Here is a 13,944-nt window from a genome sequence, read left to right on the forward strand (position 1 = left end):
AAAAAGTCTATTTGCAAATAGACTTTTTTTATTTTATGTTCATATTGCTGAAAGTCGCTACATCTTTGAAACCAGCTTTTTTAATTATTTCTCTCGCTTTATCAATTGCTGCCCAATCACGCTTTGCGACATGACTATCCGTTCCTAAAGTAACAAATTCTCCACCTAATTTTTTAAAATTAATCAATAAATCACTGTAAAATTCTTGAGTTTTTGATTCACTAAACAATCTCGTATTCACTTCTAAGGCTTTACCTTTTGAAGCCAAGTTTCTTAAAATTTCTAGCAATATCACTTCAAAATCCACAAAATTTATTGATTTATCAGCGTATGCGCCATATCTAGCAACATAATCCAAGTGTCCAAAAGAATTATATAACTCAAAATTTTGAACAACCTCTAAACAAGCCAAAAGATATTCTTTTTGAGCTTCTTCTTTAGATTTATTTAGATAAAAATCCGTTCCATCATAGACTTCTATATCATCAATTTCATGGACAGAAGCAATCACAAAATCAAATGGAGCCGAATTGATAAATTCACTAATTTCTGATTTAAATCGTAAATCTATTCCCATTTCCAAACCAATTTTTATTGTAATTTTATCTTTAAACTCTACTTGTAATTTATTGACTTCTTTAAAATACTCAGATACATTCAATGAAAAATCAATCTCAGGAAAATAAAAATCACGATGTTCTGTAAAACAGATTTCCTCCAAACCATGCTCAATCGCTTCTAAGACATGATTCCTGGGATTTTCCTCACTATCGGCCGAAAAATAAGAATGCAAATGATAATCTAATTTTTTCATTTAATCTGCCGTCCTTGTGTGAAATTCATTTTTATTTCCTTCAATCTGATGACGCTCACGCGCCTTTTGCCGCACTTCTTCAAGAGAAAGATCAGTTTGATTCATCAGAACAAACAAATGATAAAGCAAATCATCAATTTCACCCAAGAGTTCAGTCTTATCCGAATTTTTACTAGCGATAATTACCTCACTGGCCTCTTCACCAACTTTCTTTAAAACTTTGTCAATGCCTTGGTCAAGCAGATAATTGGTATAAGATTTTTCTACTGGGTGCGCTTTTCTGTCAGCGATTTGTTTTTCTAAATCAGCAAAAATATCCGAGTCATCAAAAGGAATGACTTCGTCATAAAAACAAGAATAGGCACCTGTATGACAAGCATTACCTGTCTGCTCAACAAAAACAAGTAAAGTATCCTGGTCACAATCTAAGCGCATTCCTTTTACTTTTTGAAAATGACCCGATTCTTCCCCTTTATGCCAAAGTTTTTGTCTTGAACGTGACCAAAACCAAGTTTCGCCACTTTCAAGCATTTTCTGATAGGCCTCCTCGTTTGTATAAGCCATCATCAAAACTTGCTTCGTTTGATAATCTTGCACAATGACAGGAATGAGCGCCTGCTTTTGAAAGTCTGGTTTCATATAATCTCCTTCTTAATTATTCTTGCTGGAATACGATTTTTTATGAGTTCTTCTTTAACTTCATCCACTGTTGCTTCTCCATAATGAAATAAAGAAGCAACAAGGGCCGCATCACTTTTTGTCTTTTCAAAAACTTCAATAATATCCGAAATAGAACCACAACCACCACTTGCAATAACGGGAATATTAACTGCAGAGCAAACGGCATTTAACATTTTTAAATCATAGCCTGTTTTTGTACCATCTTTATCCATTGAGGTCAATAAAATCTCTCCTGCACCTAATTTTTCACATTTTTTGGCCCATTCAACTAAATCAATTCCTGTATTTTCTCGCCCACCTTTGATATAAACTTCAAAGCTAGACCCCGATTCATTCGCCTTGGCATCAATCGCAACCACAACGCATTGAACGCCAAATTCATTAGCCGCTTGATGGATAAGTTCAGGATTTTCTATTGCCGCCGAATTTATGGACACTTTGTCAGCTCCACTGGCAAGAATTCTTCTAAAATCGTTAATAGAACGAATTCCTCCACCAACGGTTAATGGAATTGAAAGCTCACGTGCTGCACGTCCGATTAACTCACCAATAATTTCACGTTCTTCAAAAGAAGCCGTTATATCAAGAAAAACAATTTCATCTGCACATTGTTCTTCATATATTTTTGCTATCTCCACTGGGTTACCAATTTCTTTTAGACCAACAAAATTGATTCCCTTAACGACCTTACCATTTTTAATATCAAGACAAGGGATAATTCTTTTTGTTAGCATGATTGAACTCCTTTTCAAGATTAATTTTTCCTTCATAGTAAGCTTTTCCAACAATGATTCCATAGAAATCAGAATCTGCTGCTCGTTGAATATCCGAACTATCCTTTACCCCACCAGAAACAATGACATCTAAAGAAGTTTCTTTTGAAATCTCATCATAAAGTTCAAAATTTGGTCCAGTCAACGTACCGTCCTTGGAAATATCAGTGACAATGACGGTTTTAACCCCTATTTTCTCTAAATCTTTTAAAAATGATAGATAAGGAAGAGTTGTTTTTTCTAACCAACCACTCGTTGAGACAAAACCCTCCCTAATATCCACTCCAACAACAATTCTGCTCAAACCATATTTAACCAACAGTTCTTTAAGAAAATCAGGTTTTTCTGCTGCTGCCGTCCCTAAAATCACACGTTCTACGCCAATCTGTTCAAGATAAAGGCTAACTGTATCTAAATTTCTAATTCCACCACCAATTTCGATTTTTAAATTAGTTTGGTCTTTTATTTTTCGCACAATCTCTAAATTTCTGGTTTGCCCTAGCTTAGCACCATCTAAGTCGACTAAATGTAAATATTTTGCTCCCATTTGTTCAAATTTTTGAGCAATTTCTAGTGGATTTTTAGAGTAGACCGTTTTCTTATCATAATCCCCCTTGTAGAGACGCACAGCTTCTCCATTTTGTAAATCAATCGCTGGGATAATTTCCATTAAATTTCCTCCAAAAACGCTCTTAGTATTTTTCTGCCAATTTCTCCACTTTTTTCTGGGTGAAATTGACAACCAATAATGTTATTTTTCCCCACAATGGCAGGAATCATCGCTTCTCCATAGGTTGTATAGGCAATGAGTTCATCATCAGGACAAGTCGCTTGATAGGAGTGAACAAAATAAACTTCATCACTATCAGCCAAATAAGCAGTTATTGGCTTAGTTTTGACTAGTTTTAATTGATTCCAACCCATGTGTGGAATTTTCTCACTTGATTTTATTGGAATGACTTCCCCTTTTAAAAGCCCTAACCCTTGGCATTCTTCTATTTCCATTCCTTTTTCAAACAGCACTTGCATCCCTAGACAAATCCCTAATATAGGTATTCCGGCATCAGCTCGCTCCTTTAAAACATCAATTAAATTAAACTTTTTCAGGTTATTCATTGCGGTAGGAAAAGCCCCCACTCCTGGAAGAACCAGTGCATCTGCTTTACGAATTTCTTCTAAATCTCTAGAAATCACTGTTTCTTGTCCCAATCGTAAAAAGGCTGCTTGGACACTTTGAAGATTTCCAAGGTTGTAGTCGATGATAACAATATTTGCCATACTTCTCCTTTCAATAGTAAATGGAAATAAATTCCTATTTATATTTAAAATTATCCAAAAACCTCACAACAGCCAATTAATTTCAATCGGTCAATATCAATCTTATCCCGACCATAGGCATCAAAGAAGCGATCACGATATTGATCAGTCCCAATGTTGAAATTGAGCGTCCATGCTCCCCAAAAGAGGTCAATATGTCGGTCACCAACACCTGCACAATCCAAATCGATAAAGCCTTTAAATTGCCAATTATCTAAAATGATATTAGGTAGACAGTAATCTCCATGTAAAAGCGTATCATCCTTTAATAATAGTTTATTGTTTTGTATATAATCATAAGCTTCTTCGGGTGTATGAATATTATAGTTAGTTACAAAATCTAGATTTGATTTCTTTAGTCTTGCATTATTTTCAACTTTTTTCAGATAACGTTCAGAATGGTCTAAAATCGGACAATTTTCAAAATTCTGTTCATGAAGGAATCGTAGATTTTCAGCAAGGCTATCACATAGTTGTTTTGGATTTTTGAGATACTGATTTGCTAGATAATTGTCTCCTTGTATTTTTTCTTTGAGCAGAAAATCTTGAGACTGGTTTGATAAATAAGAAATATATCCTAAGCCTAAATTTTTCTTTTTAAAATAGTCTGTCATTTCGGCTTCTCGCTCTAATGATTTTTCTGAAGCTATTTTTAAATAATAACCGTCTTTCTTATCAATGAACAACACTTGGGCTTCAGGAGATGAACTGTTATCATAAACTTTTGCATCTTTTAGAGCGTTGTGAAGTTCTTCAGGAAATTCCTCAATATTAATACTTAATTCTTTTAGATTACTCATATAACTCCCTTACTGCTTGGTATTTCTCCAACTTTTGATTCATCAATACTTACAGCTTGTTTTAGCGCTCTTGCTGTAGATTTAAACATACCTTCAATGATGTGATGCGTATTTTGCCCATAATGTTCGTTCAGATGTAAAGTAATCCCAGCATTAAAAGCAAGGGCTCGGAAAAATTCTTCAGTCATTTCGGTATCATAGCCACCAAGTTTTTGATTTCCTGATAAATCGGCATTAAATACCAAATAAGGGCGTCCACTAATATCTAAATCACAGGTGACCAGTGCTTCATCCATTGGAATCGTAAAACTGCCATAGCGACGAATTCCAAGTTTATCTCCTAAAGCTTCATTGATACATTTTCCAAGAGAAATTGCCACATCTTCAATGAGATGATGAGGGTCCATGCCTAAATTTTCATGGTCGCCATGAGCAGTGAGTTTAATATCAAAATCACTATGAAAAGCAAGGAGTGTCAACATGTGGTCTAAGAAACCAATATTGGTAGAAATATCACTTTTTCCAGTCCCATCTAGGTTTACCGTCAGACTAATTTGCGTTTCTTTTGTATTACGTGTGATTTGTGATGTACGATTTTCCATATGTTCTTCTTTCTAATTTTTTACTAATTTTATCATATCTCGCTAAATTGAACTGTCTATTTTTTGACTTAATATCAATATGCTTTTTTATAAAACGAACGCTTTTTATTCTCTGATAGTATTTTTCTAAGCTTGTAAAAGCATATAAAATGCAAAAATGATGAATATCAGACCGATACCAACTAGGATACCAGCAATCCAAAAAGGGCGATTCGAAGGTTTTTCTATTTCTGAAACTTGCTTTTCTTCATCAGAAAGCTTAGCGACTAAATCCTGTACTATCTTATAATAACGTCGCTTCGGAAGTGCACCCATATAGCCTTGAAAATCGCTCTCACCAAAACCTACGGTCTTGACCCATGCTTCAATATGGATTATTGGAAGCTGATTGATGTCAAGTGTTAAACATTTCTTATAAGTCCAAAAACCACCTCCTTTTTGCCAGACCTTTTTGCCTTTATAGTCTTTTTGTGTAAAACCTTTTTCTTTCATGAAATTTTCAAGAATATCTGAAATTTCATTTTCTGATTTTGACAGTTTTAAATTTTGGGCGTAGCGGCTTTCTTTGCTAAATGCTTCCAAAAGTGAAATTATTCCAAGCACAAAAAATGTTCCAGAAAGCGTCCCAAAAAAGCTAGTAGATTTTACTGATAAAATAAAGGAATAAACGGACAAGACAATCAGCAAAATTCCAGACACCAGCCAAATCACATTATTTTTTTTCATAAAATTTCGTTCTCCTACTCAAATCTCACAGAAATTGAATTGGCATGAGCCGTCAATCCTTCTGATTTAGCAAAAGTTACAACATCTTCTTTGAAATCCGCCAAGATTTCTTTAGGATAATAACTATAAGTTGAATATTTGACAAAATTGTAGATGCCTAATCCAGAATAAAACTTGGCCGTTCCGCCAGTAGGTAAGACATGATTACTTCCTGACATATAGTCGCCCAATGGTTCTGGCGTGTATTCTCCAAGAAAGATTGAACCAGCATTTTTGATTTTTGGAAGTTGGGCTAAAGGATCACTAGTCAAAACTTCTAAATGTTCCGGAGCCAATTGATTAGAAACTTCAAAGGCTTCGTCAATAGATTTGACAACAATGGCACCGCCATAATTACTGACAGAACTTTCAATAATTTCACGACGTTCTAAACTTAGAACTTGTTTTTCTAATTCTTCATCTACTTTTTGAACAAGACTTTCAGAAGTTGTCACTAAAATTGCTGACGCAAGTTTATCATGTTCGGCTTGCGCCATTAAATCAGCAGCGATATATTTTGGATTTGCTTTTTCGTCAGCAATGACCAAAACTTCTGACGGCCCTGCAATCATATCAATATCAACCATACCGTAACAAATTTTCTTGGCCGTGGCTACAAAAATATTTCCGGGTCCGACAATCTTATCAACTTTAGGAATAGACTCTGTCCCGTAAGCAACGGCGGCTACAGCTTGAGCGCCACCGACTTTATAGATTGTTTCAATCCCACAAACTTCGGCGGCGGCTAAAATATTTGCATTTACTTGTCCGTCAGCCTTAACTGGTGTAATCATAATAATTTCTTTAACCCCTGCTAAAAGTGCGGGCACTGCGTTCATAATAACTGTTGAAGGATAGGCTGCTGTGCCACCTGGAACGTAAAGGGCGACACGTTCTAAAGGACGTGCAATTTGACCCATGATAACCCCATTTTCTTTATAAATGCTCCATGAATTTCCTAATTGATGCTTGTGGAATTCTTCAATTTGTGATTTGGTACGACGCAGAATTCTAAAGTAATTTTCATCAATTTTTTCTAAGCCCTCTTCTCGTTCCTTGCGCGTGACAAGTAAATTATTTTTGTCAGCATTATATCCATCAAACTTTTTTGCATAGCTAAATAAGGCAGAATCACCTTCTTTACGAATAGCATTGACAATTTCTTGAACACTTTTATTTACTTCTTCTGAAACTTCGGCTTTTCGTCCTTGAAATTTATTGGCAACTTCTTCAAGACTTCCTTGATAATCAATTTGTTTGAGCATTTTCTAACCTCTCTACCATTTCTATAATTTTATCTTTTTTAAATTTAAAACTTGCTTTATTAACAATCATCCGTGTTGAAATATCACTGATTTTCTCAATTACTTCTAAACCATTTGCTGACAGAGTATTTCCAGTTTCGACAATATCAACAATGGCATCTGCTAAACCAACTACTGGACCAAGCTCAACAGACCCTTCTAATTTGATAATCTCAATATCCTCTTGCTTTTGAGCAAAATAATTTTTAGTGATTCTTGGATATTTCGAAGCAATTCGCTTACGACTGTGAAATTTTTTATTTAAAAAATCTGGATAGGAAGCAAGGGCAAAGATGCACTGACCAACTTTTAAATCTAATAACTCATAATAGTCATCAAAATCATTTTCATCAAGCGTATCTTTACCGACAAATCCAATATCAACAATCCCATGCTCCAAAAAAGTTATGACATCATTGGCTTTTCCAAAAATAATTTCCAAATCATCTGGTATGGTTACCACCAACTCACGCCCCATTTCGCGCACCGCCGTCATATCAAATCCTGCCTGTTCTAGCAAAATCGTGACCTGCTTTTGAATGCGCCCTTTAGTCATTGCTATTCTAATCATTATTCAACCCTTTCACAACATTGTCCATATGGACGCAAAAGCCAATTGAGCCCGTGGTTTTACCGAACTGTTTCAGCAGCTTGTCATAGCGCCCGCCCGACACAATCGCCTGCGCCACACCTTCTACATAAACCTGAAACATCAGCCCAGTATAATAGCCCATCGCAGGTACCATGGCAAAATCGTAATGAATTTGGTAGCTTGTTGTCCTGTCGGGCATCTTTAGTGCTTCTAGCCTTTCGAGTGCCTGAGACAATTCGCTATCCTTTGTTGCCAAAACTAACTTTTTCATGGTTGGTAAATCGGTCGTGGTCGTCAAAGCAAGCAACAAGTCACGTGGCGCGCCTCTCATTTCGTGCTTGTCCACGAAAGCTTTCATACCTGAGAGTGATTTTTTCTCAAGAAGTTCCGAAAAAAGTTGCGCATCTCCACCTGACAGCTCACATAAACGCTTATAAAAAGCAGCCGAACCAATTTCTACGATAGTGTTTTTTAATGTTAGAGCCTCTAAGCTCATAAAAGTCAGTCCTAAAATCTCCTGATCTCCTGTCACTTCTGACAATCCCAACAGTTCTGTCCCGACCTGATAGCTCTCCGTTCGACGTCCCTTATGACGCTTTTCTTTACGAAATACCTTACCAAAATAACTATACCGTGCTTCTGTCAGCTCTGACAAGGCAAAATTTCGTGCCAATGGGACCGTAAAATCATAACGCAGCGCAATCGATTTACCCTCATGGTTAATAAATTGAAACATCTTCTCTTGCTCAAATCCTGCGTCAAGTCCTGTATAAAGCTCAACATATTCAAAATTCGGGGGCATGACCTCCTGATAATTTTGACTTTCAAACAAGTTCCGCAACTTCTGTTCTATCTTGCGAAGTGTCGTAATTCCTGACAATGTCATTTCACCCGATTCTTCGGGGAGCAAATAGTTCATTTTTTCCATCAGTAACTTTTCTCCTTGTTTTTTAAATATTCCTTTAAGAATTGAATCACTGTGTTCATTTCTATATCAGTGCCGATGGTAATCCGTAACCAATCAGAAATTCGTGCTTGATTCCAATGTCTGACAATAATTTTTTCTTCATAGAGTGCCTTGAAAAGTGTTGTATCATCTACTTTTGGATGATGAACAAAAACAAAATTTGTTTTAGAATCAGTCACTTGAAAACCAAGCTTTATCAATTCCTTTTTGAAATTCTCACGAGTCGTAATAATTTTACTGACAGACTTTTGAAAATAAGTTTCGTCATTTAAACTCGCTTCGCCAATTTTTTGCGCCAAGCTATCAATTGGATAAGAATTAAAAGAATTTTTCACATCATACAAATGCGCAATTGCTTCGGCTGAGCCAAAGGCGACTCCCAAACGAATTCCAGCTAAAGACCGAGATTTAGAAAAAGTTTGAACAACGACTAAATTATCATATTTTTCAAGCAAAGGAAGACAAGATTCCCCGCCAAAGTCAATATAGGCTTCGTCAATTAAAACAATAGAATCCTGATTATTTTGTAAAATTTCCTCTATTTCTTGCAGGCTAATGGCCATACCAGTTGGCGCATTGGGATTGGCAATGACAATCCCACCATTCTCTTCAAAGTATGAGTTTACTGACAGACTAAAATCATCAGCCAAAGGAACTTGTTGATAAGGAATTCGATAGAGTTCACAATAAATTGGATAAAAAGAATAACTAATATCAGGCATTAATATGGCTCGCTGACCATTGAAAAAAGTCAGAAAACTAAGAGATAAAACTTCGTCAGAACCATTTCCAATAAAGACTTGGTCAGTGTTTAAGTGATGATATTCGGCCAAAGTCTTCCTCAAAAATTTTGCGTCAGTACTTGGATAAAGTCGCAAGTTTTCAGATTTGAAATCTTCAATCACTTTTTGAACCTGCAAAGAGGGCGGATAGGGATTTTCATTAGTGTTTAATTTAATCATGTCAGTAAGTTCTGGTTGTTCTCCTGCAATATAGGGGCTTACAGAACGCAGATTATTTTGCCAACTCATATGTTTCTCCTTTCGAGAATAAAAATGATAAATATAATACAAAAAAACGCCTTTAAGCACTTGGCTTAAAGGACGGTAATGTCGTGGTTCCACCTTAATTTACTACTTTTTCACAAAAGTAGCCTCAGTGAGTTTGTGTTAAACTCAGCAGTAACGTAGCCAACGCTCACAATTATTTGGTGAGTAAGATAGCGATGAGTGTGGTTCGTCTTAGCATCAGACCTTTTTTCAGCAACAAGGCTCTCTCTACTGATAAATAAGACTACTCTTTCATCTCTTGTTTGTAAATTCTTAATTATCTGAATTATAATACTTATGTTTTTAAAAGTCAACATTTATTTTTATAAAATATCTCTTTTATTATAAAATAATATTGGATGATCTTATATAAATAGCCTTATTACTTTTTGTCTCTCAAAAAAAGCCATATTAGTTATGGCTTTTCTTGTTTTTTTAAATCTTCCTCCAAAATAAATTTTTTGTGTGCAAGCACAAATTTACACTTATGAAATACAGTAAGACTCTGCATTATACTAGATTAACTTTTTTATAATCCCTTCTTTCCAATAAAAGGAACAAACTTCGGTGTGATTTTGGCATATTCTCTAAAATCTTGTCGATTTTTATATTTTTTTTCAAGAATCGGTACACCGGATACAAACAAAAGTAAACTGGTAATCAATAAAGGACTGATAACCAACCAAAGACTTGATAAAGCGGTCAGAGAAATTAGAAATATTCCCCACCAACACATTGACTCGCCAAAATAATTAGGGTGTCTAGTCAGCGACCAAAGTCCACTAGTTAATAGTTTACCTTTATTTTTGGGGAGTTTTTTAAAGGCTTCTAGCTGACGGTCTCCAATAACTTCAAAAATAAAGCCAATTAACCAGATTATTATTCCTAAAATTTGCCACCAATAAAATTGAGAATTAGTATCTGCATTTACCTGAATAATTGGCAGGGCAATTAGAAATAATAAAAGAAATTGCACCATAAACACCGTGAGAAAAGCCTTTAACTTCGGAAAATTATTCCCCCATCTTTTACGCATATTTGTATAGCGATAATCTTCTGCTTTATTCCAATTTCTTCTTCCTAAATGGACTGCTAAGCGCAGTCCCCAGACTATCACTAATACTGAGATTAAACTATTTTGCATCGTGATTCGAGTTGAAGATAAATAAGTGACTACAGCTGTAAGGACAAATCCTCCTCCCCAGGCAATATCTATCAAGCCATAATTCTTTTTAGATGTCGCAATAAGAAACCAACAGATAAAATATAGCAATAGTGTGACTAAAACGGTTATATAAATCATTGAACCTCCTTTAAAAGTCCTGCAACTGCTAAACTTCCAAGTCCTGCAGAAATTCCAATTGCTGCTGAACTGTCTAAGATTTCAGAGTTTTTAGTAGTTTTTTCTTTGATTATTTCATTTAACTTTAAAGCCGCTTCTTTTGATAAAACATGTGTCAAAGCTAATTCTTCAATTTGCCCTTTTTTTGACAACAAAACAATTTTTTTCAAAATCTTATCCATACTCCTAGCTTGACTAAATGAACCGCCGATAAGCTTTCCATTTCCTCTTTTATCAAGACTAATAATTGGATGCATTGATATTTTTTGTGCAACTTCTCCCAGAAACTTTGGAATTCTTCCCGAATTAATCATTGGTGATAAATCTGCAACAGCAACATAAATAAATACCCGGTCAATGATATTCTCTATTTCATTAAGGATTGCTTCAATAGGTTTTTCTTCACTGATAATTTTAACAGCTTGCTTAACTAATAGTCCTTGAGCAACTGAATTTAATTTGGAATCTATAAGATGTACTTGGTTCTCTGTGACTTTCTTCTCTCTAATCCTTTGTTTAATCAGTTGATAGGTTCCGCTTAATTGAGAAGAAACCGAAATAACAATTATGTGGTCATATTTTCCTTCCAAAAAAGAAAAAAGTGAATCAACCGATTGGATACTTGGTTGAGAAGTAGTCATTTTTAGATTCTTATTATACTTTTCTTCAAAAATTTGAGGATTGATTGTAAGTTTATCTAGAAAATTTTGCTCCCCTACTGAAATATTTAGAGGCAAAACAAAAATTTGATTTTCAAGTATAAAATCCGCGGATAAATCGGCAACAGAGTCTGTGACGATAGCTATCGAAGATTTCCTATTTTGAGAAATTTCATATTGTAATTGCATATCATCAACTTTTTGGTAGATGATTGTTCCCCAGTTTTCTAATAATGCTAATATACTTTCCGGATGATTAGTATGAATATGAATCTTTAATTGCTTTTTATTTCCAGCGATAACCAAAGAATCTCCCCACTTTCGTAGCAATTCTTTTAAGTCATTTTCTTGTTTTTGGGATTCTTTGATAATAAACTCTGAACAATAACGATTTTTAGGTGCTTCAGATATAAAGTGTTCTTTTATAAATGTTTTGTCTTCTTCTTTTTTATTAGGAATAATCTCTTCCTGTTGACCACCCAAACTTTCACCACAGTAAGCGTCAGTAAAACCTGAGACAAAGTAGTAAAAGCCTTTTGCTCCAGAATCAACAAGTTTGTTCTTTTTTAGAATTGACATCTGGAATTGTGTTTCCTTTAGAGCCTTCCAAGCTTCTGCTTTTGCTTCTAAGAGGGCATTTTCAAAAGATGAACTTTCTTTAAAGGTTATCAGTAATACATCTGCCCATCTCCTCATGACCGATAAAATTGTTCCCTCTTTAGGTTCAATTAACGAATCATAAGCATTTCTGACTGCCTTATTGAAAGCCACAACTAGTATTTCTAAATTAGTTTCATAGACACCATAATAATCTGAAACAGCATTTAAGTATTGGGCAAAAATAATTCCAGAATTCCCACGAGCTCCAATTAGAGCTGCCGAAGCTACTTCGTCAAGCAAGAGATTTGTTGAATATTTATTATTAGATAAATTATCAACGATTGTTTGCATTAAAGAGGCTAAATTGCTCCCTGTGTCTCCATCGGCTACTGGAAACACATTTATTTTATTTAATTCATCTTTTCCATTAATAACTCTTTGTGCACCAGCTATAACGCTCTCTAATAAACGATCTTCAGATTTTATCTTTGTCATTATTTATCCTTTCATAAACTTTGTAATCACGAGAAATGAAAGACTAGCACTCAGTGAACTTACAAAAGTTCCCCAAATGATATCAATTATCGTTACAGTTAGTGACCAGTTTTTAAGGGAGGCCAAATTCGTTAAATCGTAAGTAGAATAGCACACTAAACCCAGTAGAGCACCACTAAATAAGACATAACCAACACTATTTTTTTCAAGTCCAGGCATTAATACAAAAAATGTTAAAGCTACAAGATAAATAATATAAAAGATAATAGCTGGAACAATTTTAAAATCTCCCATCAAGTTGCCAATATTTGTTTGATATATTTTCTTATTTGCAAAAAATAGCCAGCAAATATCTAAAACCAAAAAGATTATTCCACTTATAATAAATGGTTTGATAAAATTCATTGTTTCTCTCCAATCTAAAGTATTCGATTTCCCGTAAGTATGCTTAGTAATAGCTTATTCTTACTAAAAATATATCTAATTTAAGATGGCAACTGAAATGCTTAAATAAGTTGCAAAAACAATCCAAATAAAATAAGGAATTAAGAAAAAAGAGGATAACCTATTAATTTTTGAAAATTTGATGATACAGAGGTAAACAATGAAATCTAGTAGGAGAATAATAATGACTCCCAACCAAAAATATCCCTTGAAAAAAATAATACTCCAGATGAAGTTTAAAATAAGTTGTATTCCAAAATAAAACAAAGCAATTTGGCTATCACTCTTTTGATTTTTAAGATTATAAAAAATCAAATAAGCGGCAATAGCTATTAAAGCATAGAGTATCGGCCAAACAATTCCAAATAAATAATCTGGCGGAGCCAGCGGCGGAAGTATGAGATTATTATAAATTTCCTTGATATTTCCCGCAAAGAAACCAGATAAGCCACCAATAATTTCGATTCCCACAATAAATAATAGAAGATATGTCAATGATTTTGTTTTACTAGTCATACGTTCCCTCCCTAAAACTATGTATGCGTTTTTTTGATTACCATACCTATATTATTACATAAATAGTTTGTTAAGCTAGCATATTCGCTTGATAACTATATAACTTAATTTAAATAGCAACAATCTTTTTATCAAGAAAATTCAAGCAATACTTTGATTTCATTTATCTACTGATATCCGTGCCTAAATCAATTCGGAATCAAAAATAAAGCTCCCTTATACTC

Annotated in this window: 16 protein-coding genes; all 16 read right to left on the reverse strand. The window is 34.5% G+C overall.

From position 1 onward, the window contains the following. Positions 1 to 28: 28 nt before the first annotated feature. Complete coding sequence (locus tag RSC39_RS05965; protein WP_332535809.1) at positions 29 to 814, reverse strand: histidinol-phosphatase HisJ family protein; 786 nt, start codon at positions 812 to 814, stop codon at positions 29 to 31. Then, positions 815 to 1,453, reverse strand: coding sequence for a bifunctional phosphoribosyl-AMP cyclohydrolase/phosphoribosyl-ATP diphosphatase HisIE (gene hisIE / locus RSC39_RS05970; RefSeq protein WP_332535811.1), 639 nt, complete (start codon positions 1,451 to 1,453; stop codon positions 815 to 817). After that, a complete protein-coding gene (gene hisF, locus RSC39_RS05975; RefSeq protein WP_332535813.1) occupies positions 1,450 to 2,229 on the reverse strand; it encodes an imidazole glycerol phosphate synthase subunit HisF in 780 nt (259 codons plus the stop codon). Before hisF ends, hisIE begins: the two co-directional genes overlap by 4 nt. Continuing rightward, positions 2,198 to 2,938, reverse strand: coding sequence for a 1-(5-phosphoribosyl)-5-[(5-phosphoribosylamino)methylideneamino]imidazole-4-carboxamide isomerase (gene hisA / locus RSC39_RS05980; protein WP_011676147.1), 741 nt, complete (start codon positions 2,936 to 2,938; stop codon positions 2,198 to 2,200). Before hisA ends, hisF begins: the two co-directional genes overlap by 32 nt. Further along, positions 2,938 to 3,546 carry an imidazole glycerol phosphate synthase subunit HisH gene (hisH, locus tag RSC39_RS05985; protein ID WP_332535817.1) on the reverse strand — a complete coding sequence of 203 codons (609 nt, stop codon included), beginning with the start codon at positions 3,544 to 3,546 and terminating at the stop codon, positions 2,938 to 2,940. The genes hisA and hisH overlap by 1 nt, the downstream gene beginning before the upstream one ends. A gap of 50 nt (positions 3,547 to 3,596) precedes the next feature. After that, on the reverse strand, positions 3,597 to 4,385 hold the full coding sequence (locus RSC39_RS05990; RefSeq protein ID WP_332535818.1) for an aminoglycoside 3'-phosphotransferase: 789 nt from the start codon (positions 4,383 to 4,385) through the stop codon (positions 3,597 to 3,599). After that, positions 4,382 to 4,987 carry an imidazoleglycerol-phosphate dehydratase HisB gene (hisB, locus tag RSC39_RS05995; protein WP_332535820.1) on the reverse strand — a complete coding sequence of 202 codons (606 nt, stop codon included), beginning with the start codon at positions 4,985 to 4,987 and terminating at the stop codon, positions 4,382 to 4,384. Before hisB ends, RSC39_RS05990 begins: the two co-directional genes overlap by 4 nt. 126 nt (positions 4,988 to 5,113) lie before the next feature. Next, positions 5,114 to 5,713: a hypothetical protein gene (locus tag RSC39_RS06000; protein ID WP_332535822.1), complete on the reverse strand. Its 600-nt coding sequence runs from the start codon at positions 5,711 to 5,713 to the stop codon at positions 5,114 to 5,116. A gap of 14 nt (positions 5,714 to 5,727) precedes the next feature. Then, entirely contained in the window at positions 5,728 to 7,017 is a 1,290-nt protein-coding gene (gene hisD, locus RSC39_RS06005) for a histidinol dehydrogenase (protein ID WP_332535824.1), read from the reverse strand. After that, entirely contained in the window at positions 7,001 to 7,627 is a 627-nt protein-coding gene (hisG, locus tag RSC39_RS06010) for an ATP phosphoribosyltransferase (protein ID WP_332535826.1), read from the reverse strand. The genes hisD and hisG overlap by 17 nt, the downstream gene beginning before the upstream one ends. Then, positions 7,620 to 8,576 (reverse strand): ATP phosphoribosyltransferase regulatory subunit, encoded by a 957-nt coding sequence (locus RSC39_RS06015; RefSeq protein ID WP_332535827.1) that lies wholly within the window; start codon positions 8,574 to 8,576, stop codon positions 7,620 to 7,622. The genes hisG and RSC39_RS06015 overlap by 8 nt, the downstream gene beginning before the upstream one ends. Next, positions 8,576 to 9,646: a histidinol-phosphate transaminase gene (gene hisC, locus RSC39_RS06020; RefSeq protein ID WP_332535829.1), complete on the reverse strand. Its 1,071-nt coding sequence runs from the start codon at positions 9,644 to 9,646 to the stop codon at positions 8,576 to 8,578. The genes RSC39_RS06015 and hisC overlap by 1 nt, the downstream gene beginning before the upstream one ends. A 547-nt stretch (positions 9,647 to 10,193) precedes the next feature. Further along, entirely contained in the window at positions 10,194 to 10,967 is a 774-nt protein-coding gene (locus RSC39_RS06025) for a DUF1295 domain-containing protein (protein WP_332535831.1), read from the reverse strand. Then, positions 10,964 to 12,760, reverse strand: coding sequence for a DegV family protein (locus RSC39_RS06030; protein WP_332535833.1), 1,797 nt, complete (start codon positions 12,758 to 12,760; stop codon positions 10,964 to 10,966). Before RSC39_RS06030 ends, RSC39_RS06025 begins: the two co-directional genes overlap by 4 nt. Positions 12,761 to 12,763: 3 nt before the next feature. Then, on the reverse strand, positions 12,764 to 13,165 hold the full coding sequence (locus RSC39_RS06035; protein ID WP_021037242.1) for a DUF2177 family protein: 402 nt from the start codon (positions 13,163 to 13,165) through the stop codon (positions 12,764 to 12,766). 75 nt (positions 13,166 to 13,240) lie between these two features. Then, positions 13,241 to 13,720: a TspO/MBR family protein gene (locus RSC39_RS06040; RefSeq protein ID WP_063280930.1), complete on the reverse strand. Its 480-nt coding sequence runs from the start codon at positions 13,718 to 13,720 to the stop codon at positions 13,241 to 13,243. Between the last annotated feature and the right edge of the window lie 224 nt (positions 13,721 to 13,944).

It is taken from the genome of Lactococcus sp., assembly GCF_036648155.1.
Classification (GTDB): domain Bacteria; phylum Bacillota; class Bacilli; order Lactobacillales; family Streptococcaceae; genus Lactococcus; species Lactococcus cremoris.